The sequence below is a fragment of the Protofrankia sp. Cj5 genome (assembly GCF_917627405.1).
GTDB lineage: Bacteria > Actinomycetota > Actinomycetes > Frankiales > Frankiaceae > Protofrankia.
Genome location: NZ_CAKJTO010000029.1, coordinates 1 through 24634, shown reverse-complemented (window position 1 = coordinate 24634; position 24634 = coordinate 1). Strand labels below are relative to the sequence as shown.

At 66.8% G+C, this 24634-nt stretch carries 23 protein-coding genes; 8 read left to right on the top strand and 15 right to left on the bottom strand.

All coding sequences use genetic code 11. The features are described 5' to 3' along the window. Positions 1–8: 8 nt before the first annotated feature. On the top strand, positions 9–458 hold the full coding sequence (locus tag MJ777_RS08805) for a peroxiredoxin (RefSeq protein ID WP_239310467.1): 450 nt from the start codon (positions 9–11) through the stop codon (positions 456–458). 3 nt (positions 459–461) lie between these two features. Here MJ777_RS08805 and MJ777_RS08800 read toward each other — a convergent pair whose 3' ends face one another. Continuing rightward, a complete protein-coding gene (locus MJ777_RS08800; protein ID WP_239346685.1) occupies positions 462–1985 on the bottom strand; it encodes an MDR family MFS transporter in 1524 nt (507 codons plus the stop codon). Positions 1986–2044: 59 nt separating this feature from the next. Here MJ777_RS08800 and MJ777_RS08795 point away from each other — a divergent pair, with 59 nt between their 5' ends. Continuing rightward, positions 2045–2227, top strand: coding sequence for a hypothetical protein (locus tag MJ777_RS08795; protein ID WP_239310469.1), 183 nt, complete (start codon positions 2045–2047; stop codon positions 2225–2227). Between the two features lie 125 nt (positions 2228–2352). After that, positions 2353–3561, top strand: a complete 1209-nt coding sequence (locus tag MJ777_RS08790) for an FAD/NAD(P)-binding oxidoreductase (protein WP_239310470.1) — start codon at positions 2353–2355, stop codon at positions 3559–3561. Between the two features lie 163 nt (positions 3562–3724). Here MJ777_RS08790 and MJ777_RS08785 read toward each other — a convergent pair whose 3' ends face one another. Next, positions 3725–3934 carry a BldC family transcriptional regulator gene (locus MJ777_RS08785; protein WP_239310471.1) on the bottom strand — a complete coding sequence of 70 codons (210 nt, stop codon included), beginning with the start codon at positions 3932–3934 and terminating at the stop codon, positions 3725–3727. A 401-nt stretch (positions 3935–4335) separates the two neighbouring features. Here MJ777_RS08785 and MJ777_RS08780 point away from each other — a divergent pair, with 401 nt between their 5' ends. Continuing rightward, positions 4336–4884, top strand: a complete 549-nt coding sequence (locus tag MJ777_RS08780) for a hypothetical protein (RefSeq protein WP_239346682.1) — start codon at positions 4336–4338, stop codon at positions 4882–4884. Positions 4885–4902: 18 nt separating this feature from the next. Here MJ777_RS08780 and MJ777_RS08775 read toward each other — a convergent pair whose 3' ends face one another. Together MJ777_RS08775 and MJ777_RS08770 are read right to left on the bottom strand one after the other, a co-directional pair. Continuing rightward, positions 4903–6078 (bottom strand): ABC transporter substrate-binding protein, encoded by a 1176-nt coding sequence (locus MJ777_RS08775; RefSeq protein WP_239374982.1) that lies wholly within the window; start codon positions 6076–6078, stop codon positions 4903–4905. A 222-nt stretch (positions 6079–6300) separates the two neighbouring features. Continuing rightward, a complete protein-coding gene (locus MJ777_RS08770; RefSeq protein ID WP_370651611.1) occupies positions 6301–7176 on the bottom strand; it encodes a hypothetical protein in 876 nt (291 codons plus the stop codon). A 454-nt stretch (positions 7177–7630) separates the two neighbouring features. Here MJ777_RS08770 and MJ777_RS08765 point away from each other — a divergent pair, with 454 nt between their 5' ends. Continuing rightward, the gene (locus tag MJ777_RS08765) at positions 7631–9004 is read left to right on the top strand and encodes a M20/M25/M40 family metallo-hydrolase (RefSeq protein ID WP_239310533.1); all 1374 of its coding nucleotides are present in this window, start codon (positions 7631–7633) and stop codon (positions 9002–9004) included. A gap of 173 nt (positions 9005–9177) precedes the next feature. On the opposite strand, the gene MJ777_RS08760 is transcribed toward MJ777_RS08765, so the two are convergent. The 3 genes from MJ777_RS08760 to MJ777_RS08750 all read right to left on the bottom strand — a co-directional run bounded on the left by MJ777_RS08760 (position 9178) and on the right by MJ777_RS08750 (position 14036). Beyond that, positions 9178–12564, bottom strand: coding sequence for a pyruvate carboxylase (locus MJ777_RS08760; protein ID WP_239375059.1), 3387 nt, complete (start codon positions 12562–12564; stop codon positions 9178–9180). A gap of 342 nt (positions 12565–12906) precedes the next feature. Beyond that, positions 12907–13545, bottom strand: coding sequence for a response regulator transcription factor (locus tag MJ777_RS08755; RefSeq protein ID WP_239310536.1), 639 nt, complete (start codon positions 13543–13545; stop codon positions 12907–12909). Positions 13546–13859: 314 nt separating this feature from the next. Further along, a complete protein-coding gene (locus MJ777_RS08750) occupies positions 13860–14036 on the bottom strand; it encodes a hypothetical protein (protein ID WP_239310532.1) in 177 nt (58 codons plus the stop codon). Positions 14037–14326: 290 nt separating this feature from the next. On the opposite strand from MJ777_RS08750, the gene MJ777_RS08745 reads away from it, so the two are divergent. After that, entirely contained in the window at positions 14327–14788 is a 462-nt protein-coding gene (locus MJ777_RS08745) for a hypothetical protein (protein WP_239346680.1), read from the top strand. A 132-nt stretch (positions 14789–14920) separates the two neighbouring features. On the opposite strand, the gene MJ777_RS08740 is transcribed toward MJ777_RS08745, so the two are convergent. Together MJ777_RS08740 and MJ777_RS08735 are read right to left on the bottom strand one after the other, a co-directional pair. Beyond that, positions 14921–15763, bottom strand: coding sequence for a rhomboid family intramembrane serine protease (locus MJ777_RS08740; protein WP_239310530.1), 843 nt, complete (start codon positions 15761–15763; stop codon positions 14921–14923). Positions 15764–15922: 159 nt separating this feature from the next. Next, positions 15923–16186, bottom strand: coding sequence for a GlsB/YeaQ/YmgE family stress response membrane protein (locus MJ777_RS08735; protein ID WP_239310529.1), 264 nt, complete (start codon positions 16184–16186; stop codon positions 15923–15925). 783 nt (positions 16187–16969) lie between these two features. On the opposite strand from MJ777_RS08735, the gene MJ777_RS08730 reads away from it, so the two are divergent. Beyond that, positions 16970–18268, top strand: a complete 1299-nt coding sequence (locus tag MJ777_RS08730; RefSeq protein WP_239310528.1) for a diguanylate cyclase — start codon at positions 16970–16972, stop codon at positions 18266–18268. Between the two features lie 82 nt (positions 18269–18350). Here the strand turns inward: MJ777_RS08730 and MJ777_RS08725 are convergent, their stop codons facing one another. The 5 genes from MJ777_RS08725 to MJ777_RS08705 all read right to left on the bottom strand — a co-directional run bounded on the left by MJ777_RS08725 (position 18351) and on the right by MJ777_RS08705 (position 23426). Beyond that, a complete protein-coding gene (locus MJ777_RS08725; protein ID WP_239310527.1) occupies positions 18351–19178 on the bottom strand; it encodes a bifunctional 5,10-methylenetetrahydrofolate dehydrogenase/5,10-methenyltetrahydrofolate cyclohydrolase in 828 nt (275 codons plus the stop codon). Next, positions 19175–19798 (bottom strand): cyclodeaminase/cyclohydrolase family protein, encoded by a 624-nt coding sequence (locus MJ777_RS08720; protein ID WP_239310526.1) that lies wholly within the window; start codon positions 19796–19798, stop codon positions 19175–19177. Before MJ777_RS08720 ends, MJ777_RS08725 begins: the two co-directional genes overlap by 4 nt. A 163-nt stretch (positions 19799–19961) precedes the next feature. Further along, positions 19962–21461, bottom strand: a complete 1500-nt coding sequence (locus tag MJ777_RS08715; RefSeq protein ID WP_239374979.1) for a class I adenylate-forming enzyme family protein — start codon at positions 21459–21461, stop codon at positions 19962–19964. Positions 21462–22493: 1032 nt separating this feature from the next. Further along, the gene (gene msrB / locus MJ777_RS08710) at positions 22494–22898 is read right to left on the bottom strand and encodes a peptide-methionine (R)-S-oxide reductase MsrB (RefSeq protein ID WP_239346678.1); all 405 of its coding nucleotides are present in this window, start codon (positions 22896–22898) and stop codon (positions 22494–22496) included. Between the two features lie 72 nt (positions 22899–22970). After that, positions 22971–23426: a DUF4267 domain-containing protein gene (locus MJ777_RS08705; RefSeq protein WP_239310522.1), complete on the bottom strand. Its 456-nt coding sequence runs from the start codon at positions 23424–23426 to the stop codon at positions 22971–22973. A gap of 100 nt (positions 23427–23526) precedes the next feature. Here MJ777_RS08705 and MJ777_RS08700 point away from each other — a divergent pair, with 100 nt between their 5' ends. Then, positions 23527–23877 carry an RNA polymerase-binding protein RbpA gene (locus MJ777_RS08700; RefSeq protein WP_239310521.1) on the top strand — a complete coding sequence of 117 codons (351 nt, stop codon included), beginning with the start codon at positions 23527–23529 and terminating at the stop codon, positions 23875–23877. Between the two features lie 113 nt (positions 23878–23990). Here the strand turns inward: MJ777_RS08700 and MJ777_RS08695 are convergent. Next, on the bottom strand, positions 23991–24634 hold a 644-nt coding region (locus tag MJ777_RS08695), incomplete at its 5' end, for a glycosyltransferase (RefSeq protein ID WP_239374976.1).

The following is a 24634-nucleotide window of genomic DNA, read 5'->3' as shown; positions in this document are numbered from 1 at the left end:
ATCGCCGTATGGATGTTGGAGATCGGGTTGGGGATCTGTCGGGGACCGACGAGACAGGTGCGGTGCTGCGCCTGGCGGACCTGCTGGCCAAGGGCCGGTTGGTCGTCTTTTTCTATCCGGCGGCGATGAGCTACGGCTGTACCAGGGAAAGCTGCCATTTTCGCGATCTGGCGGACGAGTTCGCCGCGTTGGGCGCCGCTGTCATCGGGATCAGTGCCGACGATGTCACCCGGCAGGCCGCGTTCAGCGCGAAGCATTCTCTCGGTTTCCCGCTGGTCGCCGACACCAGCCGCGCACTTGCGCGGGCATTCGGTGTCCAGCGCAGGGCAGGGCCGAACAAGCGCGTCACCTTCGTCCTGCGGGCGGACGGCACGGTGCTTGCGCGCATCGGCTCCGAGCTGTCCATGAACCGGCATGCGGATGCCGCTCTGGATGCGCTGCGTGCCGACACCGCGTAGCTTTCAAGCCGCGGGCTCAGCGGTGGCGGTACGGGCGCTGGTGGCGGCTGTGGTGCGTAGGTTCAGTTCCCGCATGAAGAAGGAGAGCACGAAGGCGGCAAGCCCGATCGGGACCGTCCAGAGGTAGGCGTGGTCCATGCCATGGGTGAACGTGACGAGCGGTCCCGCATGGGGACCGTAGCGTTCGATGTCGCCGGCCACGTGCGAGCGCTGGTAGGCGATGATGATCGCGCCGAGGCTGGAGGCGCCCACCGCGCCGCCGAGCGTCCGCAGAAACGTAACGGCTGAGGTGGCGGTGCCGAGGTCCGCGATGTCGACACTGTTCTGCGTCGCCAGGACGGTGTTCTGGATGAACAGGCCCAGGCCGAAGCCGACGACGAACAGCATCGCGGACAGGAGCCAGCCGTTGGTGCCGACGCGGATGAGCGTGAGTAGGGCCATGCCCGCCGTCATGACCCCGGTGCCGGCGATGATGAAGATCTTGTAACGGCCCAGCTTGGTGACCAGCCGCCCGGAACCGACCGAGGTGATGAGCATCCCGGCGAGCAGCGGCAGTAGCCGCAGGCCCGACAGGGTGGGGCTGCTGCCGCGCACCAGCTGCAGGTACTGCGGCATGAAGATGATCGCGCCGAACATGATCGCGCCGGTGATGAGGGACAGCGTGCTGGTCACGCGGAAAACCGCGTTGCCGAACAGCCGCGGCGGCAGTATCGGCTCGGCGGCCCGCTTCTCCCAACCGGCGAACCCGACGATGAGGGCAAGCCCGGCGATGGCCACGATGAAGATTGTTTGTGTTATCCGAGCCTGTTGGCCGGCATCCTGCACGGCGATGAGAAACAGCGATACTCCGCCGACGAGCAGGAGGGCGCCGAAAATGTCCAGGCGGGCCGTGCGCCGCGCATAGTCGATTGTCAGCACTCTGCGTATGACGATGAGCGCAACGATGCCGACGGGGATGTTGACGTAGAACACCCACCGCCAGGAGGCCTGGTCGACGAGGAAGCCGCCGATCAGCGGGCCGAGGATGCTGGAGGCGGCGAACATCGCTCCGAAATAACCCTGGTAGCGGCCTCGCTCGCGGGGGGAGATGACGTCGCCGACGATGGCGAGCGCCAGTGAGATCAGACCGCCGGCCCCCAGGCCCTGCACGCCTCGGAAGATGATTAGCTGGATCATGCTCTGGCTGAGCCCGGCCAGCGCTGATCCCAGCAGGAAGATGACGATGGCGATCTGAAAGATTTTTTTTCTGCCGTAAAGATCGCCCAGCTTGCCGTAGAGCGGAGTGCTCGCCGTCGAGGTCAGCAGGTAGGAGGTCACCACCCAGCTGTAGAGGTCGGGGCGGTGGAAGTCCTCGCTGATCCGGGTCAGCGCCGTGGAGATGATTGTCTGGTCGAGGACCGCGAGCAGCATGCCGAGCATCAGCCCGGACATGATGGTCATGATCTGCCGGTGCGAGTACGCGGCGACGGCCTCGTCCGGTGCCGGGGCGGATTGCGGGGACGGCGTCTCGATGGTGGTGGCAGTCAAGGAATGCTGACCTCCCGGTAGAGGTGAGACGCCTGCGGGCGTCGCGCGGGCGATGCGTCGTGAGTATCTGTCATCCAGGCGATGAGGCGACCGCGGTGCGTGAAAAATTTGTTGCTGTATACAACTTTACCATAGGGGGCGCCGCTGAGGGTTTCTTGATCAAAAGTGTCTTTGATCAAATTCTGGTGATCGGCCCCGGTGGCGCGGGCCGCGTTGATATGATCATCATGGTGTTTCGGTAACGGATGAGTAACGGAGAGCGGTTCTAGTGGCACCCGCCTGACCGTCGGCTCACCCGTCCAGCACCACCCGTCCAGCACCGCTGGTCCGGCCGGAATCCACCCATCGGTGCACATGGAGGCTTGTCATGGTCGCGACCACCCACCACACGACGCTCATCATCGGCGGTGGCAGCGCCGGGGTTTCCGTGGCGGCTCGACTACGGCGTGCCGGTATCACCGACGTCGGTCTTGTCGAGCCAGCCGACACCCACTGCTACCAGCCACTGTGGACGCTCGTCGGGGGTGGGTGCGCGCCCCTCGCGAGCAGCGTCCGCCCCCAGGCCTGCGTCATGCCCGCTGGCGTCGCATGGGTCCGGGACCGCGCCGAGACGATCGACACCGACAACCAGGTCGTGACCACTGCTGGCGGTACCCGGATCGGCTATGAATATCTTGTCGTCTGCCCGGGAATCCAGCTCGACTGGACGGCGATCCCCGGCATGGGGGAGGCGGTCACCACCCCGTGGGTGTCAAGCAACTACACCTATGAGCTCGCGCCGAAGACCTGGGAGATAATCCGCTCACTGCGTTCGGGCACCGCTGTGTTCACCATGCCCGCCGGGCCGATCAAGTGCGGCGGCGCGCCCCAGAAGATCGCTTATCTGGCCTGTGACTACTGGCGTCAGCAGGGTGTTCTCGACGACATCCGGGTCGTGCTCGTGCTGCCCACCCCCAGCCTGTTTGGTATCCGGGAGTTCGCGGACGTGCTGGCGAAGGTCGCGGCCCGCTATCGCATCGAGGTCCGGGTCAGCAGCGAGCTCATCGAGGTCGACCCGGATGCGCGCCGTGCTGTCGTCATCGACCGTGTCACTGGCGCCACCGACGACATCGGTTACGACCTGATGCACCTCGTCCCGCCGCAGAGCGCGCCAGACTGGATCAAGAAAAGCCCGTTGGCGGACCCGACTGATCCAGCTGGGTACGTCTGCGTGGACAAGCACACACTGCAACACACGCGTTACCCCAATGTGTTTTCCCTCGGGGACTCCAGCGGCTCGCCGAACGCCAAGACCGGAGCCGCGGTCCGCAAGCAGGCCCCTGTCGTGGTCGCGAACCTCCTGTCGGTCATGACCGGTCAGCCGGCCGCGCGACAGTATGACGGCTATGCTTCGTGCCCGCTGACCACCGCGCGGAACAAGATGCTGCTCGCGGAGTTCGACTACAGCATGCGGCCCCATCCGACCTTCCCGCCGCGCCTGGTCAACGCGCAGAAGGAACGTCGCGACATGTGGTACCTCAAGCGCTATGGCCTGCCGCTGATGTACTGGAACCTGCTGCTCAAAGGCCTCGCCTGAGAGCGTGTGTGAGATCGGGCTCTCGATCAGTGAGCCGGAATGACGATCGCACACGCGCTCTGAGAGCCTGCCTGCCTGACGACCCGCGCGGCGGGGCTCCCGTGAGGACCCCCGCCAGCCTGACCTGGCCAGGGATCCCCACGGGGGGTCGACTCTGTCGGGACTAGACCAGATCATCCCCGGGTGCGATGCCCGCAAGGAGCGCGCGGACCTCGGCTTCCTGATAGCGGCGGTGGCCGCCGAGGGTACGGATCGAGGTCAGTTTCCCAGCTTTGGCCCACCGGGTCACCGTCTTGGGGTCCACTCGGAACATGGTGGCCACCTCGGCAGGTGTCAGCAGCGGAGCGGATTGTGGTGTTCGTGTCGTTGCCACACAGCCTCCCATCACAGAACGTCGATGTGTAATATACACACGGTTCTTCCTTCGAGGGCAATTCGGGCATGGCACGTCGGGGTCATGTGGTGACTAGTCCGGGCGCGTCCACGGTGGGAAAACTACTCTCGGTAATTATTCGGTGGGATCAGCCGGGGGTATGCCTACCAAAGGTCACCATGCCGCTTCTTTTGGTCAGGCAAGGGGTCGTGAGGCCGGGCGTCCGGTAGCCGGTACTTTAGTGATGCCGGCGGTACCTTCCAGGTACTTCGGGCCGTCGGTGCGGGCCCGCCCGGATTCGGCTTTTATGGACTTTTCGTTTTTTCGACCGGTCACCATGGGTACGGGTCAGCGCACTGGATGGGAGATAGATGGGCAGCGTGTCCGTAACGGGAGGCTCGATGGGTCGCGACGAGCGGCGACGGACTCGGACCGTGACGACCGGTGCCACGCTCGGTCTGCTGTTCCTGCTCGGTGGATGCGGCGGCTCCACGCCTGCCGTGCCCCCGCCGTCGGTGTCAGCGGCTGGCGCCTCCTCCGTCGCGGCCCTGCCCGCCGATCTGCCGACCGATCTGCCCACCGATCTTGATGTGGCCCGGCCGGCGGTCCCGACTGCGACGGCAAGCGCGGCGGCCAGCGCGAAGACGGGGCTCGCCGCGCTGCAGGGAACAGCCGTCCCCAAGCACTTCCCGTTTCCCAAGGGCGCGACGCCGACGGTCCTTGCCTCCGAGGGCACCGGAGTGACCCTCGCGTTGAGCGGTGTGACCGGGGACGCGGCGATCCGGTACTACCGGCAGGCGATGCCCGCCGCCGGCTATACCTTCCAGCAGCAGATCAAGTCCGACAGCTCGATGGAACTGATCTTCACGGGATACAATCAGAACGTCAGGATCTCCTCGGACGCTGCCGCCGGTGCCCAGAGCGTCACGCTGGTCTTCGGCCCGCAGTAGCGTCGCCGAGACCCGCGGTCAGCCAAGGCGTGAGCCGCACAGCGGCGTGGGCGGGACGGGCTGGAAGCGGCTGCCGTCCGGGCTGACCTGTAGAAACGTGTAGCAACGGTTGAGCTGACCGAAGCCGGTGGCGAAGTCCACCGGAGCGGGCAGCAAGCCGTGCGCGTTGTAGTCGTGCACCCCCCGCAGCGCGGTGATGAAGCGCTGGCGGGTCGGGCAGTACCCGGCGTCGGCGAGCCCGCGCAGGAACATGTCGGCCGAGATCCAGCCGGAGAGCGCGGCCTGTTGATTCGGTGGCTGCAGTTGCGGCGCGTAAGAGGGCACGGCTCGGAGGAATTCCTGATGCGCGGGTGTGCCGGTTTCAAAGGGGGTGTAGTCGACGAAGATGTAGACACCGGCGAGGGCGTCGCCGAAGGTGCGCAGAATGTTCTGGTCGTAGCCGGTTGGTGAGAGAATGATCCGTAATCCGGCCCGGGCGGCCCGGGCGGCCGCGACGACCTGGCCGAAGGAGATGGCGGTCACGGCCCCGACGAGGACGTCCGCTCCGCTGGCCTTGATACGTCGACCGACGTCGGCGGCATCGATGGGGCCTGTCACGTCGAGGTTGCCGACGACTCGGACACCCGCTGACCGCAGGCTCGCGGTCAGTTCGTCGGCGAAGCTGAGCGACGTGGCGGAGAAGGCCGCCTGCGCCACGACGGCGCTGTGGCCGCCATGCGCGGCGACAAAGTCACCCCAGGTTGTGATGGACGCGTTGTTGGCGATCAGGTTGGAGTAGCTGAACATGTTGTCGTAAATTGTCCATACTGTTTCCAGGGATGTACCGGTGACCGGTATCCCGCGGTCGTGCAGAAATGCGGCTGAACCGCTCGCCACCGAGGTCGATTCGATGATTCCGAAGACGTCGTCGGTGTCGACCAGGGCACGGGCCGCGGCAAGGTTGGCAGCGGTTTGTGATTCGTCGTCGCGCCAGGTGTACGTTATCTTTCGGCCATTTATGCCACCAGCGCTGTTCACGACGCCCAGGCGGGCGTCAACACCCGCGCGGAAAGGGAGGAAGAGCGACGCCACGTTTCCGGTATCGGGATACAGCAGTCCCAGCTTGATCTGGTCCCTGGTTACTCCGGGTTCCCGGCAGTCAACGGCCGCGGCTGGTCCGGTCGATGCGTTCCGGGCGTCGCAGGCGAGGAGCATGACCGTGATTCCGATGCACAGGCCGGCCATGGCTATGGCCGGCCGCCCGTATCCACGGCGTGCGGGCGGCCTTCTATCACGTGATCCCGCAGCAATTCGTCGCACCCCACCAAACTAGGCGGTCACCGGCGCCAGCCGTGGTAATTAACACGACTGGCATCCTTCGTGCTCCGTCGCCTTATGATCGTCCGTTCGCGTGCCCGGCCGTATGGGGCGGCTGCCTCACCCGAAGTTGCACCGACCGCCGCCGCGACCGAAGCCGGGCTGGGCGACGTCGAAGTCCACCCGGTTGTTCGCACCGGTGATGCGCTGAAGATCATAGATGCACTGGTGGCCGGTGGCGGTGTCGTCAACGGTGACGCGCTGCGCCCCGGCGTACATCGCTCCGGTGGTCCAGCCGGGGGCACCAGAGCTGTAGGTGACCGCGAATGAGGAGATCGGGTATCCCGCGGACGAACGGGCGTCGCCGCCGAAGACCGTGAACCTGATCTCGTTCTTGGCGGGTGTGGCCCCGCCCCTGGTCACGTTTCCGGTGATCTGGGCGGTGCCCGGGTCCGCCAGGGTGGCGAGCCTGATGGTCCCCACGTAGGCGGAGTAGGTCCAGCCGTTCGCCCGGTGGTTGAACCGGTCGACGTAGAAACGGGAGTGCACGTACTCCTGGTCACGGGTGACGTCAGGGTAGAACTCCAGCGAGAGCCCGGCCGTGCGCGCCCCCCAGCCCGTCCGCAGCGAACCGCCGTTGACCAGGTCGGGCTGTGTGTCGGGCATGAAGTAGCCGTGCGGGAAGAGGATTCCGTTGCCGGCCGCGAAACGCGTGTAGGTGGCGTAGCTCCCGCGCACCTCGCAGGCATTCACAAAGGTGTCACCGGTACCGGTCTGAGGATTGAAGTTCTGGCACGGTAGATATGGCTGGGCGGTTGAGCCGAGGACGAGGTCCGCGCCCACCGCACCCGAGATCGTAGCCGGCCGTCCGTTGCGGTCGGTGAAACCACTGAACGGAATGGCGACACCCAGGCCGCGAGAGGTGTCGCCACCGTACTGAGTGGAGTCGGCCGCTTGCGCCGGGGTGGATTGACCAAGCAGGATTACCGTTATCATCGATGTCAGCATGAGTGCCGCGACGCGGCGGCCCCTGGCTGCGCCGGTCACGCCGGCTGCTGTTCGACCGGACGCCGGGAAAAATGCCCGCCGGCTGACCGGCTGGCGTGTGCGTGTCATTCTCCGCCTTGTCCCTGGGTCGCGATACCGGGCCTGCCGGTGGCGGGCCCGAAGTCCGTCGGTGAGATTAGGGCGGGGTTGCAAAATCCGTATTCCGGGCTGATGAACAACAGGTACGCACTGGCCTGATGTGACAGGAAAAACAGGCATCTTTGTTTACTCGGGGTATTTCTGTCTGGTTCCGCACGCGAGTATCCCCGGGAGGGCGTGCCGCGGGCTGCCCGAGGGTGCTGGGAGGACAGCCTGGCCTGGCGGCCTTGTACTACGTTAGTCAACGCTGTTGACGATGCCTCGTGCTAAAAATGATCTTGCAACACACTGGCAAACTAACCCCATGGTAAGCAACAACCCAACCGTCAATGACACAACAACACCCACATCCGTCGCATCTGATCACCTTTCGCTACCTGACGTAACCGCGCAGGACGAGGTTGTGGAGATCTGCCGGGACCTGCTGCGGATCGACTCGGTGAACCGGGGGAGCGGTGACGGCAACGAGCGGGCCATCGCCGAGTATGTTGCCGCCAAGCTCACCGAGGTCGGCCTTGATGCGACCGTGCTGGAATCCGAGCCGGGCCGTGCCAGCGTCATCGCCAGGGTCGAAGGGGCTGACCCGAGCCGGGCGCCGCTGCTCATCCACGGTCATCTCGACGTGGTACCGGCGGATCCGGCGGACTGGCGGGTGCATCCCTTCGCGGGCGAGATCCTCGACGGCTGCCTGTGGGGCCGGGGCGCCGTCGACATGAAGGACATGGACGCAATGACCCTCGCGGTCATTCGTGATCTTGTCCGGTCCGGCCGCCGCCCACCGCGTGACCTGGTTCTCGCCTTTGTGGCCGACGAGGAGGCTGGCGGAGTCCTGGGCGCCCGTTGGCTGGTCGACAATCATCCGCACCTGTTCGCGGACTGCACCGAGGCCATCAGCGAGGTCGGTGGCTTCTCCTACACGATCTCCGACGACCTGCGCCTTTACCCCATCGAAACGGCCCAGAAGGGCATCGCCTGGATGAAGCTCACCGTTGCCGGCCGGGCCGGGCACGGATCAATGATCAACGATGACAACGCGGTCACCGCGCTGTGCGAGGCGATCGTGCGGCTGGGCCGCCACCGGTTCCCGATCGTCTTGACCCCGACCGTCCGGATGTTCCTCGACTCCGTCGGCGACGCACTCGGCATCGACGTACACGCCGAGGACCTGGAGACCACAATCGCCAAACTGGGGCCGATCGCCCGGATGATCGGAGCCACGATCCGCAACACGGTGAACCCGACGCAGCTCGACGCCGGTGAGAAGGTCAACGTCATCCCGGGGGAGGCCACCGCCTATGTCGACGGCCGTTTCCTGCCCGGCCAGGAGGAGGAGTTCCTCCGCCAGATCGATGAACTGATCGGCCCGGCGGTCCGCCGTGACTGGGTCGTCTACGACCAGGCGCTGGAGACCGGGTTTGACGGACCGCTGGTGGACGCCATGGCCAGCGCGCTGCGGGCCGAGGACCCGGCCGCCCGAGCCGTCCCCTACATGCTCTCGGGCGGCACGGACGCCAAGTCCTTCTCTCGGCTCGGAATCCGCTGCTTCGGTTTCTCCCCACTGCTGCTGCCCGCGGGCCTGGACTTCGCCGGGATGTTCCACGGCGTGGATGAGCGGGTGCCGGTCGAGTCGCTGCGTTTCGGCGTCCGCGTCCTCGACCGCTTCCTCGCCGCCTCGTAACCGCGTATAACCGCGTACGGTCGCCTCACCATCGCCGGACGGGCGTTCTCGGCATCATCACAACGACACCCCAACGCCCATCGGGCTTGCCGACGGTCCGCCACGGCCCTGGGCCTGACCGCGGCCGCGTGGACGATCGGGGCCACGGCCGGGCCCAGGGCCGGGCTACCCGGTCAGCCGGTGGCCGGGTCCGGGGTGACGACGAGCAGAAGGTCACCGACCTCGACCGAGACGCCGGACGAACGGAGCAGCTCGACGACGGTTCCCGGATGCGGGCTGGTGACGGCGGCCTCCATCTTCATGGCCTCGATGGTCGCGAGCCGATCACCTTGGCCAACATGATCACCAACAGTGACTGTGTAGGTGACCAGGCCGGGCAGCCCGGCGGGAATCTGCGCCGGATCACCCGGATCAGCACGCCGAGCGGCCGTGGACGCCGGTGCGATCGAGTTGTCCCGTACCGACACAGGCCGTGGCTGTCCGTTGACCCGCAGATAGAGGGTGCGCATGCCCGCGTCGTCCGGCCCACCGATGTCGTGTAGTTCGACGATGGTTTCGACACCCGGTTCAACCGTGACAACCACTGGCTTGCCCGGCGTGAGACCGTAGAAGAACTCCTCGGTGGGGATCGCCGAACTGTTGCCGTATGCGGCCAACGCCGCGGCGTAGTCCCGCCACGGACCCGGGAACAGCAGCCGGGACAGCGTCTCACGCCGGCCGGTGCCGCGGAGCGCGGCGGCGTCTGTGGCGCTGAGCTCGGCCGCTGGCGCGGCCGGGCGCCGGCCGGCAAGGGCTCGCTCGCGGAACGGCTCGGCAAAGCCCGCGGGTGGGGTACCGAGTTCGCCCGCCAGGTAACCCAGGACGCTCGCGGGCAGGTCGTAGCGTTGTGGATGCTCCCGCAGGACAGCGACGTCGATGTCGCCGCTCGCGATGAACAGCGCCAGGTCGCCGACGACCTTGCTGGTCGGAGTGACTTTGATGGGTTTACCGAGCAGGTCGTTGGCCAGGGCGTAGCACTCCTGCACCTGTGACCATTTCGCGCCCAGCCCGAGCGCGATCGCCTGCTGCCGCAGGTTCGTCAGTTGCCCGCCGGGGATCTCATGGCGGTACACGGCACCGGTCGGCGCCCGCAGACCAGCCTCGAAAGGCGCGTAGAGGTCACGCGCCGCCTCCCAGTACGGTTCCATGGCGGACAAGGCGGCAAGGTCGATCCCGGTCGCGCGTGGGGTGTGGTCGGTAGCGGCGACCAGCGCGGACATGTTCGGTTGGCTGGTCCCGCCGGACAGCGGCGCGGCCGCGGCGTCGACGGCGTCGGCACCGGCGTCGGCCGCCGCGAGCAGCGTGGCGAGCTGACCACCGGCGGTGTCGTGGGTGTGCACGTGAACGGGCAGGTCGAAGTTTGCCCGCAGCGCCGTCACCAGGATGCGCGCCGCGGCTGGGCGCAGCAGCCCGGCCATGTCCTTGACCGCCAGTACGTGCGCTCCCGCGGCGACGAGCTCGTCGGCCAGCCGGAGGTAGTAGTCAAGGGTGTAGATCGGTTCCGCCGGATCCGCGAGGTCACCGGTGTAACACAGCGTGCCCTCGGCGACCGCCCCGGCCTCGACGACCGCGTCGATCGCTGGCCGCATCTGTTCGATGTCGTTCAGCGCGTCGAACACACGGAAGATGTCGATACCAGTTGCGGCCGCCTCCGCGACGAACGCCCGGACCACATCGTCAGGGTAGGGGGTATAGCCGACCGCGTTGCGTCCGCGTAGCAGCATCTGCAGGCAGATGTTCGGCACGCGTTCGCGAATGGCGGCAAGCCGTTCCCACGGGTCCTCCGCCAGGAACCGCAGCGCGACATCGTAGGTTGCCCCGCCCCAGCACTCCAGGCTCAGCAGGCCAGGGGTGAGCCTGGAGTAGGCGGGCGCCGCCGCGAGAATCTCGGCGGTCCGCAGCCGGGTGGCGAGCAGCGACTGATGGGCGTCACGCAACGTCGTGTCGGTGACCGCGAGCCGCTCGGCTGCCCGCAGCCTCGCCGCCCACTCCCGCGGTCCGAGCTCGGTGAGCAACTGGCGGGATCCGGCCGGCGCCATGCCAGGAGGCAGAGAAGGCAGCAGGCTCGCCGGGTCGACCAGGGCGGTGGCCGGCCGCCGGTGCCCGTTGACGGTGCTGTGCGCGAGCCGGTCCAACAGCCGGCTGGTCCGGTCGGCGCCGCTGTCACCGACCGACAGGGCGGGCCGTTCGTCCAGGAAGGACGTGGTCACGTGTCCCGCCAGGAAGTCGGGCTCGGCCAACAGCCGGCGCAGGAACTTCAGGTTCGTGCGCACACCGCGCACCCGGAACTCAGCCAGCGCCCGGCGGGCGCGTTCGGTGGCCTGCTCGAAGGTGGTGCCCCGGGTCGTCACCTTCACCAGCAGGGAGTCGAAATACGGGGTGACCACCGCACCTTCGTAGGTCGCGCCGTCCAGCCGGACCCCCGGGCCGCCGGGGGACTGGTAGCGGGTGATCTTTCCGGTGTCCGGGCGGAAGCCGTCCGCCGGGTCCTCGGTGGTCACCCGGCACTGCACCGCGGCCCCGCGGATCGTGATGGACTCCTGGGTGAGGCCCAGGCCGGCCAGGCTCGCGCCAGCGGCGATGCGCAGCTGTGCCGCGACCAGATCGACGCCGGTGACCTCTTCGGTCACGGTGTGCTCCACCTGGATGCGCGGGTTCATCTCCATGAAGGTGTGCGCCCCGTCGGCCGCGACCAGGAACTCGACCGTGCCGGCGTTGACATAGCCGACATGCCGGGCGAACGCGAGCGCGTCCGCGCACAGCCGCTCGCGTACAGCCGGATCAAGCCGCGGTGCGGGTGCCACCTCGACGACCTTCTGATGGCGACGCTGGACTGAACAGTCCCGCTCGTAGAGATGGACGACGTTCCCGGTCGTGTCGCCCAGTACCTGTACCTCGACGTGCCGGGGCCGGTCCACCGCCTGCTCAAGGAAAATTGTCCCATCGCCGAAGGCCGCCGCGGCCTCCCGGATCGCGCTTGCCGCAGCCTCGGCGAGATCCTCGGATCGGTGCACCCGGCGCAGCCCCCGGCCGCCACCACCGGCCGAGGCCTTCACGAACAGGGGGAAGCCCACCGCCTCGGCGGCTTCGGCGGCGGCCGCCGCGTCCGTCAGCGGAGCTGAGGCCCGCAGCACCGGCAGGCCCGCGGCCACCGCCGCCTCGCGGGCGGCGACCTTGTCCCCGGTCAGGCGCAGCACCTCTGGCGGGGGACCGACAAAGGTGACGCCGGCCAGCACACACGCCTCGGCCAGCGCCTCGCTCTCCGAGAGGAAACCATAGCCCGGGTGCAACGCGTCCGCGCCCACCCGTTTCGCCACGGCCAGCAGAGCGTCCACGTCCAGGTATCCCCGAACGGGATGCCCCGGTTCGCCCAGTTCATAGGCTTCATCCGCTTTTATCCGGTGCAACGAGCCCACGTCTTCGGGCGTATAGACGGCGACGGTGCGTAGGCCCAGTTCGTTCGCGGCTCGGAAGACACGAACAGCAATCTCGCTGCGGTTCGCGACCAGGACCTTGGTGATCAAAGTGGCACCCCTCCACGACGCGGACTAGCGTCCCCTGGGGCCTGCGGGTATGCGAAGAGACGGGCCCAACAGATCGTTTCGCGATCCCGTAGCTGTTGGATCATTCTTCATCTCGTTCGTGACCAGGCCGTTCCTGGGAGGAGCCGCCTGACCGCATACCGTTTGGCCTACTGGATTTCCTCAGGGCCTCCGGTACGCGACAGGGGTCATGATCGCGCATCCGTCGGCGTATCAGGTCGACCCCGGACGGCCGTCAACCCCGACGAATTGTCGCAGTGTTTTCGGGCAGGTGCTGTTATTGTTCCAGCCGGGCAACGCCGTCGACAGACGGCGACCGCCCTAGTGGTCGCTGCCGAGCCTGGTGGCGAACACCGCGGCCTGGGTCCGGCTCTCCAGGCCGAGTTTGGACAGCAGGCTGGACACGTAGTTCTTCACCGTCTTCTCCGCCAGGAACATGCGGGTGGCGATCTGCCGGTTGGTGAGCCCCTCAGCGATGAGCACGAGAATGCGGCGCTCCTGGTCGGTCAGGCCGGCGAGTCGTCCGCCCTGGTCGGAGTCCTGCCGCAGGCGGCACAGTACACGCGGTGTGACCGTGGGGTCCAGCAGCGACTGACCGGCCGCGACCCGCCGCACGGCGTCCACGAGCGCGGTGCCACGGATCTGCTTGAGCACGTATCCAGCGGCTCCGGCCATGATCGCAGTGAACAGAGCGTCCTCGTCGTCGAACGAGGTGAGGATCAGACAGGCGATTGCGGGGTCCTGTGAGCGGACCTGTCGGCACACCTCGATGCCGCTGCCGTCCGGCAGGCGCGCGTCGAGGACAGCGACGTTGGGCCGCATGGCGAGGATCGCCTGATCCGCGCCGTCAGCTCGATCGGCTTCGCCGATGACGGCGATCCCGCGTTCCCCGGCAAGAAGATCGCGTAGTCCGCGACGGACCAACTCATGGTCATCCAACAGGAACACCCGGATCGGCATCGCGTCCGGTGTGATCCCAGTAGGCCCGGCCACGTTCGCAGATTTCTCCGACACCGTATTCTCCGCCTGACCCCGGGTTGTCTGTCGCTAAAAGTAACATTACACAGCAAGATTCTAATCGAGTTGGTATCGCCCGGCCCCCGCTCCCGGGTAATCGGCAGCTGCCCGCTCCCATCGGCGCGCACCGCGTGCCGCGGCTCTCACCCCGGTCGCCTCGCCGTCGATCCCATCCGCTGCGCTCCCCACCGGGTGACTAGGGCGACCTGGTCACCTGACAGTCCGTTGCCGTTGGCAAGCCTGGCATCTGGCGGGTCTCAGAACTGGACGGTCAGGGTCCCGCCGAGTACCGGAATCGGCCAGAGGGCCACTGTCAGGACAAAGGTGACCAGCTGAGAAGTGTTGTGAACCTCGTAACTCTTGCTGAGCGCAACGATGATGCCTACAACGAACCAGAGCAGGGCGACGATGGGAACCTGTACGCGGGTACGCATGGTGGTCCTTTCTGGGCGGGTTTCGGTCCATAGCGAGGTTCCGTGGGCCTGCGAGGGCGTCAGCTCCGGCACTCCACGTCGGGTACCTCTCCGATCAGAACGGTTAACGGGTTTTTTACCCTCGTCTGAGCATTAAAACGCCTGATGAACCGATGTGTCGCCAATGTCTCGTGAACACCCCGGTGCGGGAAGCAACCAGGCCATCAGGGAAGATGCGCTACCGGATTCTCGCGAGTCACTCGCGGCAGCCACAGTCCAGAGATCGTTCATATGTGAGGGAGGACGTCGCCATGCGGATAGGTAGGGGCGGTGCGGATTCAGGTCCGGCACCCGTCGAGCGGGTTGTCAAGATCTTGGAAGAGTACGTCGGCGGTCTTCCGGCGGCCGGCCTGGACGAGCCGTTCACGTTCGTCCGGACCTGGACGCTCACGCGCACCGGTGTGGGCGCGCCGCTGTCACCGACAGCACCCGCGGATGGGTCGCTCCAGGTCGGCTGCACGGTGGTACGGCACTCCACCGCGGCCGGTGGCCCGGACGAAGTCGACGACCAGCGGACGTATGAACAACTCATCGGCGCGGCCAGCGCCTTGGCCGCACATGGTTTCGGGACCGCGGAGGTCTTCGAGGGCTGGCGGACGGTCGCCATCGAGGTTGCGCTGCCTTCGCCAACCCGGACCGCCGAGCCCACTGAGAAGGCCGAGAAGAAGCGGCGTCGTGGACCGCGCCGGCCGGAGCCCGTTTCTGTTGGGTAGCCGTTTGGTCGACGGTCGGGCACGCACAACGCATGACCGCGCGGCCGTCGACCGTCGGGACCGCTGGGACCGCCGGCCTGCCGGGTGCTCTTGCGGCGTGTTCCGGAAGTCGTCGTTCGACCAGGAAGCCGCCTAGGACCAGGGAGTCTGGCGGACCCACCGGTGGTCGGGCGCGTGGCGGCGAGGGGGTCCCGCGGCTCGCAGCTCACGGACAAACGGGATGACCGCCAGCGCGCCGAACACGAACCCGACCACGTGCGCCCCGTAGGCCACGCTGCCGCCGTCGGCGACACCCATCCCGGTGAAGTACACGTACTGCAGCAGGAACCAGAAGCCCAGCACGATCCATGCCGGCAACCAGAACGGCAGGAAGAGCAGGAACGTGACAAGGCCGATGACCCGCGCCCGCGGGAAGACCACGAGGTAGGCGCCGAGAACGCCGGCGATCGCGCCGGAGGCGCCGATGAGTGTGGTGGTCGAGGCTGGTTCGAACAGCGCGAACCCGTACGCGGCCGTGTATCCGCACACCAGGTAGAAGATGAGATACAGGAACCGTCCCATGCGGTCCTCGATGTTGTTGCCGAAAACACCGAGGAACAACATGTTCCCAAGCAAGTGCAGCCAGCTTCCGTGCAGGAACATCGATGTCAGCACCGAGAGCACGGGCGACTTGACAAACGACGGCGGTGACTCCAGCTGGCACAGTACCTCACCGCGGGCGTTCAGACCTGGCGAACGGCCGCTCGGGACCTGGTCAAGTGGCCGGTTCGCCAGCATCTCCACGGGAATCGCGCCCCACTGGTCGAAGAAGCGCTGTTGTTCGCACACGTTCCGCGATACCGACGTGCTGACCCCGGCAACTGAGGTCACGACCGGTTCGAAGAGCACGAAGACGGCGACGTTCACCGCTATCAGCAGCCAGGTTATGACAGGCTTGCGGCGCAGTGGGTTGATGTCGTGAATTGGCAGGACCACACACACATCCTGCCCCCGGTTCCCAGCGGCCCCGCCACCGCATCCGGGCTGTGGGGTCCCCGGCCCGGTAGCCGCCGGAAATTTTATGATCGTATGGGCGGATGGCCGGCCCGCCACGACAACGCCGGCAGGCCCTGGATGAACGTCCAGCGCCGACCGCTAAGATCGTCGATTCATCCACACGGGCGTCACGAGGACGACGAGCCCGGCCGCGACACCGACCTGCAGGACATGCCGTATCCAGTCGACGCCACTGGTGTGGCCGACGCCGATGGCTCCCGCGACTATATTGCCAACCAGCGCACCGATAATGCCGATAACTACTGTCAGCCATAGGGGGATCTTCTGTGGCCCCCGGACGACGAGGCGGGCCAGCAGGCCGATGACGAGCCCGGCGATCAAGATCCAGATCAGTTGAAACACGACGACCTTCCCGATCGAGACCGATACCGCTGCCGTTGAAGGTCTTTCCGGATATTGACCTTTATAAACGCTACCGCTCCCAGCTGCGGGCACGCGGTGCTGTCAGGCGGAGCGGCCGGATGACGATCGGGTCGTTACGGTGACGCGGGGGAGCGGCAGCCGGAGCGAACAAGGCCGCCTGCCGTCGACGTGAGTATCGCGGTGACGTCACGACATCACGACATCACGACATCGCTCTGGCGTGCTGGCCGGACGCGGCACGATGCCGCACCGCCTCCCGATGTGTCCTGCCGTGTCCGCGGCGACCACGGCGATGCTCAGGGCCGATCGCCCGCGCAACCGGTTGACCGGCTCGTCCATCCAGGGCGCTGACCTGCCCGGACAGCGCCCTGGCGGAGAGGGGCGCGGGGTGGATCGGTACGCGCCAGCACATCGCCCGAGGGCATCCATGTCGGGACATCACCAAAAGTGGTTGCGGTTGCCGGCCGATCCTTCGTACTCTTTGTTTCCAAGGGCGCACTGTCAGTAATAGGCCGGGACGGGTCGAACCGGGACGGAGCGATCGAGGAAGGTCAACCTCAAATGATGTTACGCATTGCGTCACCTCCGCAGGCGAAAATGGTGCATTGCGCTGGAACGGCTGACTCGTGCGGAGCAACTGTTCCGACCGGAACGGTTGCTCCAGTCGATCCAGCCGGAACGATCGGTTCCGCATCCGCATCCGCATCCGTCGATCGGCGGGAATGCCGCTCGGCATCCCAGTCCGGCCGGCGCGGGGGCCGGGTGGTCCAGCGCGCCCGGGAATGGCTGGTCGGCCAGACGGCGGATTTCACGCTCTGGTCTCTTTCGCCTTGGCTGGTCCGTTATGTTCTCGGCGTCGACCTGCTGTACGTGGCGGTTGTGCTGGCCGGCCTTGCCGAAGTTTCCCCGCGATTCGCGGATCTACTCACGTTCGGCACTTTTGTCCTCCTGGGCCGGTTGGCCACCGAGACATCGCGATATCTCGGTGCGCCGGGCCATCGAAATGACGAGCCATACCGAGACCTGCTGTCGACCTGGACACTGCCGGTCGCGCTTCTCCTCCCACCGCTCTACGCGGCCGTGCTGCACCTGCCTCTCCACTGCCTGTTCCGAGCGGGGACCGATTCGCGGCCACGGTACAAACAGGTTTTCAACGCGGCGGCGCTCGGCGTGTCCGGATTCTGCGCATCCATCACGCACCTAGCACTTGCTCCAACGCAGGGAGCATACCGAATTGACACGCTGGTCGGCTCCGCCGGGCGCATCGGCGCGTTGTTTCTCGCCGTGCTCACCTATACGGTGCTCAATCGAATTCTTCGGCACGGTGTGCCGCTGCGCCTGCAGCCAGCCGCGGTGCGCCGTCCGTTCGGGGGCGGCGGCCACGAGATGCTCACCGTCGACGCCACGGCGATGTGTTCCGCGATCGTCATCGCGGTGCTGTGGACCGCGCATCCGCTGCTCATGCTGGTGGCAACCCCGCCGGCGCTGCTGCTCCAGCGTGGCCTGCTGCACGCGGAGCTACTGGCGGCCGCGCGCACCGACGCCAAGACCAGGCTCGCCAGCCCGGCCTACTGGCGTGAGGTGGCCGAACGCGAGGCTGTCCGCATCCGGCGCGCAGGTCGTCCGATGTCCGTACTCATCGTTGACATCGACCACTTCAAACGGGTCAACGACCAGTTCGGGCACTTGACCGGCGACGTCGTCCTCGCTTCGGTCGCCGATGCCCTGCGGGCGGCCACCCGGCCCCGTGACCTGGTCGGCCGGTTCGGCGGTGAGGAGTTCGTCGTCCTGCTCTGCGAGGTCGACCTGGACAACGCCGCCCATGCCGCGGAACGGATCCGACGGCAGGTGGCGGGGATGCGTTGCCGGGTGGATGCCAGGTCCGCGGGAGCGGTCATCGTGTCGGTGACCGTCTCGGTCGGTGTGGCCACCGCCAACGGCCCGAGTGTGGACCTGCCCGTCCTGCTGGAAACCGCCGACGCGGCACTTTACCGAGCCAAGGCCGACGGACGTAACCGCGTCCGTCTCGCGGCGCAGGTCCCGACCGTCCGTACCGCCTGACCACGGTACGGACGGTCGGGGCCCCGAGCCTGCGGCGCGTGTCACGCGGGCCGGGGCCATCGCCGGTCCCGCTACTGCCGTGCTACAGCGTGGCCGCGCTGGTGGTGTTCCGTAGCAGCAGCATCGTCGTCACTGGTCCCACACCACCGGGGACGGGGGTGAGAGCACCGGCCACCGATGCCACCGCATCGGCATCGACATCGCCGACCAGGCCCGATTCCGTGACGTTCGTGCCGACGTCGATCACCGTGGCGCCAGGCCGGATGAATCCCTTATTGATCATTTTGGGTCTGCCGACAGCGGCCACCACGACGTCAGCCTCATGCACGATCGAGATAAGATCGGTTGTCCGGGAATGGCATACCGTCACGGTTGCGTCCTCGGCCAACAGCAGGAGAGAAGCAGGCTTGCCGACCACCGGACTGCGCCCGATCACCGCCACCCGGGTGCCCGCCAGCTTGATGTCGCCGCGGTGCAGAATCTCCAGGACCGCGGCCGCGGTGGCCGGGGCGAAGCAGGGCAGGCCCAGGGCCAGCCGACCCAGGCTCAACGGGTTCATCCCGTCCACATCCTTGTGCGGCGGGATGCGGGTACCGATCTCGCTGGCGGACAGCCCGGACGGCAGGGGAGTCTGCACTATCAGGCCGTGCACCCCGTCGTCGGCGGCGAGCTGGTCGACCGTATCGAGGAGCTCAGCGGGATCGCCTGAGCGCTCATGGACCACACAGCGCACCCCCACCTTGGCCGCGCCGCGCTCGATGACCCCCACGTAGGACCGGGCCGCCGCGTCGGTCGTCGGCAGCACCACCGCCAGCGTCGGTACGATTCCGTTCTGGCGCAGCCGCTCGGTGCTCTCGACGACGCCCCGCCCGATCTCGGCGGCCATGGACCGTCCATCCAGCAGCTTCATGATCCGATCCGTTCTCCGACGGTACGTACGATTGCGTCGGCTTCAGCCACAGACGCCAGATGGCCGGTGAGGACAGCGGCGGCACGGTCGCGGTTGGCCGTGTCCGTCATGGCCGCGATGTTCACCCGTACATTGATCGCGGCGCTGTCGAGCGCGGCGCGCGCGCTCGCGGCCGCCACCCCCACGTCGCTGAGGACGTTGACGTTCGCGCCGTCGATGACTGCCGCGCACAGCCCCACCACACCCGCTGCCACCGCCGCCGTGCGCAGCGGTACTTCGGCGGCGCCGACCAGCGCGGCCTGAATCGCCCGGCTGCGTTCGGCGCGCTCGCCGTCGGTGTCTTTGGGCAACCTGTAAGCGTCGCTGACCGCGGCGAACGCCCGAGCGTCGGCGTCGGCGAGCAGCAGCGCCTCGGTCCGCGCTTTGTCGGCCTGGGCCCGGGCGGTAAGCATCGTCGCCTCGTGCGCGGCGTACCGGGGTTTTCCGATCGTGAGGTTGCAGACCATGCTCACCAGCGCCGCGCCCAGCGCGGCCTGGAGAGCAGCGGCAGCGCCGCCGCCGGGTGCCGGCGCGGGTGAAGCCAGCTCGGCGAGGAATCCCGCGAGTGTCTCGTCGTCCACAGCACCTTCTTTGCCTGTTGCCTGTCGGTGATACGGCTGGTCCATATGGCCAGCTGGACTGCACCGTAGCAAGTTGCCGGGAAGCCGATGACGCAACAGCGATGATCGGTATTTGGTGACGACGCGGTCTGGATCATCGTCCACATCGGCTACCGGCCATGCCCTACGCGGCCGCATGGGTATGCCCGATGGCCGGCTCGGCCGGGCGCTCCAGCCGGATCATGTCGGTCGGCCTGACCGGAAGGTCCGAGACGATCTCGATGCTGGTTGGCCGCTTGAATTTGGCAAGACCTGTCTCGCACCGTTCCGCCAGGTCGTAGCGCAGCATGGTATCCGGGACGTCCACGGGTACGACAAGTGCGACGGGCACCTCGCCGAGAACGGCGTCCGGGCGGCTCACGACCGCGGCATGGCGCACCCGTGGATCGGAGAGCAGCACCTCCTCGACCTCACGGGGGTACACTTTCTCGCCACCACGGTTGATCACGTCGTCGGTACGGCCGGACAGGAAGAGATAGCCGTCCGAGTCGAGGCAACCGATGTCACCGGTGTCAAGCCAGCCATCGTGAGTGAATCTGTCGTGGCCGGTGCTGTCGGTGTGGGCACGGATCACCCCGGGGCCGCGGACCTGTATGTTTCCGACTACACCGGGCGAGCACGGGGTACCGCTATGGTCGACGACGCGGACCTCGCTGCCGACCGGTACGCCCACCGATCCTGGTTTACGGGTTCCATGCGGCGGATTGGCCGTTATCAGACCTCCGGTCTCGATCGTGCCGTACGTTTCCAGCACAGGAATACCGGTTGCCGCTTCGAACGCCCGTAATACCTCGACAGGCAGGGGAGCCGCGGCGGACCGCACGAACCTGACGCGGCAGTCATGAGCCTGCGCGGTCTGAGGATCTCTTGCCAGCAGTGCCAGCATCGCCGGCACGGCATTGATCCAGGTCATCCGGTGTCTGGCGATCATCGTCCAGAAGCCGCGACGGCGAAACCGCCGGTCAAGCACGAGGGTCGCACCGCCGCACAGGCTGGCGAGTAGTCCCACCACCTGTGTGTTGACATGCACCAGCGGCAACGGGCTGTAGCCGATGTCGGTGTGGCTGAACTGGTGATGGCGGCTGATGGTCGCGGCGACATGAGCGAGCTGGTCGATGGCGAGAAAGATCTCGGTGAACGGCCCGGCCGCTCCCGAACCCACCAGCAGGACACCGCCCCGCGGCTCATCAGCAGGATCAGCGGCAGTGGTTCGCCGATGGACATCGGCCGGTCCTTTGCCCGTCAGGCGTGGACTGATCTGGCGAATCCCGGCCGGCATCGGCAGCGGCCGGTCGGTCACCACCAGATCGGGCCGCACGTGCCGCAGCGCTCGCTCCAGTTCCGCGGGTGGCGAGTCCGGATCAAGCGGTACAGCCTGCCGGCCGCCGGTGACTGCCGCCAGGAAGACGACCGCGAAGTCGAGCGGGTCGGAGACACCGATAGCGATCCGCCGCCCGGCCTGTGGGCCGCGTTCGTCCAGATCAGCCTGCCAACAGCGGACAAGGGACAGCATCTCGCCGTATGTGATAGAGCGGTTGCCGTGAGCCTCCCTGAGGTACACCTGGTCCGGTTGTTCGCGAGCGTGTACGCACAACCACTCGGTCACCGATGTCACGTTCACCACCGTTGTCAACGTTCAGCAAATGAGTTCTCCGGTATCGGGGATTCCTCCGCCCCGCGGTCTGAGGATTATTGTGCCGTTCGGGGGAGCTGTCCTGGCCAGGCGTTCCGTAGGCATGAGCCGCCAGTCACACGAAAAGAGCCATGGTCGCATGGCCGGCAGCCTGCTGGATCGCTATATCAGTTCTAGATTCCTGTAATCAATTGCTATATCAGTTGTGGTGCGTACGATGAACCAGTACGTTGGGTGTCACGGGTCACACAGGTGCGCTTTCACCCGCGGGGAGCGATTTTTCTCACATCCTTTTTCGCGCCCGGTCGGCATTGGAGCGTGAACGGAAGCTTAGTGGCCGGCGCTGGAAGTCCTTCGGGGGTTGTCGGATGCCAGGCTGATGCGTCGCGAGACGCCGCCTGGCACCGGCAGGCCCTGGGCGAATTTCCGGCGGCGACTACTTAGAGCGACCGGCAATAGGGGGGCGGTGTCACGAGGCTGGGCCACGTAGCTCGCGGCGTTGTTGTCGGTCGCCGGGCGCTCTTAGGGTTGTTTCTCCGCGTTTAGACGGTTTCTGCCGGACACGGGACGATCGGCCCAGCGCGGCGCCGCGCGATGCGCGGGTGCCCCGGTGCGTCGGTCGACCCGACCGTCGGTCGACCGACGCACGGAAACGGAAAGAGCCCGCCGGCCGGAGCGCCATGGGCGGTGCCGTAGATGGCGGGGGAGACGCTGGGGGAGGGAGAGGCGGACGGCACATGAGCGGAACCCAGCGCCGGACACGTTGACAAGCCCAAGATGATCATTTGATGGCTGCGTCAGTCTGGCCATCCACGCCGAGCCCCCATATTGCGGAGTCGGCCAAACCGATACAGCTCATCTAGGTCGGGCTCCCAACAGCCGGGTGGCCGCCAGGCCGGCGGGCGGGTGCCGGTGTGCCCTCCCGAGTTCTACTTGACATAATGTGAATTATCGGCGCTTGAGATACCCGCCGGGGGAGGGCTCGGCCCGCGTCCGGCTCACGCGGATCCGCTGGCCGTTGGGCTACCGGGCCGATGGGTCAAGATCAAGTGCGAGTGAGTTCATGCAGTACCGTTGGCCGGTCGGTTCCGGACCGTCGTCGAACACATGCCCGAGATGTGACCCACAGCGCCGGCATCGGACTTCTGTCCGGATCATGCCATGTGACGTGTCCTCCACCAGCTCTACCGCCTCGGCCACGGCGGGCTGGAAGAAACTCGGCCATCCCGAGCCGGAGTCGTACTTCGTGGCTGAGTCGAACAGCGCGTTGCCACAGGCGCCGCACCGGTAGATTCCCGTTTCCTTGCTGTAGGTGTATGCACCGGTGAAGGGCGGTTCGGTCGCTGCGTCACGCAGTACCGCGTACCGCTCCGGCGCAAGCTCCCTGCGCCACTCCTCGTCACTCTTCACGACCTGCTCCGCTGTCACGATGCTCTCCCTGCTATTAGTGCCGGACCTCGCCGGCCGGCGCGTCGGGGTCTTCGCGCACGCTGTTCTCCGCTATGTGACGTCTGATGTTTCGGCTTTGTTCCAGCGCACCGGCACGGCAACCGGGGCTGCGCCGGCAAGGCCACACACCGCTGTCGCCACCGCCACCGCCGCTGGCAGCGGAGCGATCTCGCGGCGAGCCCCGGAAGTGATCAATATCGCCGCGTCGGCCGCGTCGACGAGCATTCCCACCCATAGCCAGCCCCGAACCTGGTTGGCTTCCCGCCGGGTGAACGCGGTCAGCAGCCCGGCGCTGAGAGCCAGTTCACGGACAGCCGCCACGCGGGTTATCCACGCAGTCCGTCCGGCGGTTACCCGGTCTATCCCGGTGATCCGTGCGAATCCGGCTGGATGTGTCAGCAAACCGACACCGATTGCGCATCTGGTGACACCGATCAGACCGACGCGCAGACTGTGCGTGGCGGAAATGGGTGTTATGGCGATCGTTCTTCTACATAGTGTGAGCACGATCTCGTTACCAGCCTTGTCCTCATGGGAACGTCCAACAGAGCCTGTGCGTTGGTGATTCTGAGTTCCTCACTGGTACCGACGCTCGGGAGGGTTTTTTATGGGCGAGCGCATCCTGCGAGGCAGCCGGCTAGGTGCAGTGTCCTACGAGACGGATCGCAGCACCGAACTCGCGCCACGCCAGACCGCGTCCTACGACTGCCCGAACGGCCACCAGTTCACTATGCCCTTCGCTGCCGAGGCCGAGGTCCCGGCGGTCTGGGAGTGCCGTGTGTGTGGTGCCGGGTCGGTCATCGTCAACGGCGAGGTCCCGGAGCCGAAGAAGAGCAAGCCCCCACGTACCCATTGGGACATGCTCATGGAGCGGCGTACCACCGATGATCTCGAGGAGGTTCTGGCCGAGCGGCTTGCGGTTCTGCGGGGCACCGGTCAGGATCGCCGCTCCGCCTGACGCGAGTTTCGTCTTCGTGGCGGCGGCGGCCGGCAGCAGTGTGCGGACGATGTGGCCGACCGGGGTGGATCCGGTCGGCCACACGCATGTTCACCGGCTCACGAGAAATCGGCTCACGGGGACACGCCCGTCGCGGACCGGTCCGCGGCCTCTGCGCGGGCCAGGGGAACGTACCCGCCTTCCTTGCCGATGTGCCCCCCGGCGGCCAGGTGGCCGCCGCCGGGTGTGGCCTGCCGATCGTGACGGGTTGTCAGTGCCCACCAGGTGACCCGCCACAGGGCTTCCGCCACGATCGCGCGGCTCATCTTCGATCGTCCGTGTTCGCGTTCGACAAAAGTGATCGGGATCTCCAGGACCCGGAAGCCTGACCGCCACGCCTGCCAGGTGAGATCTACCTGGAAGCAGTATCCCTGTGACGCCACCTGCTGCAGGTCACGGCTTTTCAGGACACGCGCCCGGTAGGCCCGGAAACCAGCGGTGGCGTCCGCAAGCGGCATGCCGAGGGCGGCCCGCACGTACGCGTTCGCCCCGCGTGAGAGCAGCAGGCGTGACCGTGGCCAGTTGCGTACCTCTCCCCCGGTCACCCAGCGGGAGCCGATCACCAGATCGGCGTCACGCAGGGCCGCGAGCAGGCGTGGGAGTTCCTCGGGCTGATGGGAGCCGTCGGCGTCCATCTCGACCAGAATGTCGTAGCCCTGTCGAAGACCCCAGTCGAAACCGGCCACGTAGGCGGTGCCGAGGCCGGTTTTTGCGGCCC

Coding starts and splice junctions, on each gene's coding strand:
- MJ777_RS08805 (WP_239310467.1), top strand. CDS start 9: ATGGATGTTGGAGATCGGGTTGGGGATCTGTCGGGGACCGACGAGACA.
- MJ777_RS08790 (WP_239310470.1), top strand. CDS start 2,353: ATGGTCGCGACCACCCACCACACGACGCTCATCATCGGCGGTGGCAGC.
- MJ777_RS08780 (WP_239346682.1), top strand. CDS start 4,336: ATGGGTCGCGACGAGCGGCGACGGACTCGGACCGTGACGACCGGTGCC.
- MJ777_RS08775 (WP_239374982.1), bottom strand. CDS start 6,078: ATGCTCCTCGCCTGCGACGCCCGGAACGCATCGACCGGACCAGCCGCG.
- MJ777_RS08770 (WP_370651611.1), bottom strand. CDS start 7,176: ATGATAACGGTAATCCTGCTTGGTCAATCCACCCCGGCGCAAGCGGCC.
- MJ777_RS08765 (WP_239310533.1), top strand. CDS start 7,631: ATGGTAAGCAACAACCCAACCGTCAATGACACAACAACACCCACATCC.
- MJ777_RS08755 (WP_239310536.1), bottom strand. CDS start 13,545: ATGCCGATCCGGGTGTTCCTGTTGGATGACCATGAGTTGGTCCGTCGC.
- MJ777_RS08750 (WP_239310532.1), bottom strand. CDS start 14,036: ATGCGTACCCGCGTACAGGTTCCCATCGTCGCCCTGCTCTGGTTCGTT.
- MJ777_RS08745 (WP_239346680.1), top strand. CDS start 14,327: ATGCGGATAGGTAGGGGCGGTGCGGATTCAGGTCCGGCACCCGTCGAG.
- MJ777_RS08725 (WP_239310527.1), bottom strand. CDS start 19,178: ATGAAGCTGCTGGATGGACGGTCCATGGCCGCCGAGATCGGGCGGGGC.
- MJ777_RS08700 (WP_239310521.1), top strand. CDS start 23,527: ATGGGCGAGCGCATCCTGCGAGGCAGCCGGCTAGGTGCAGTGTCCTAC.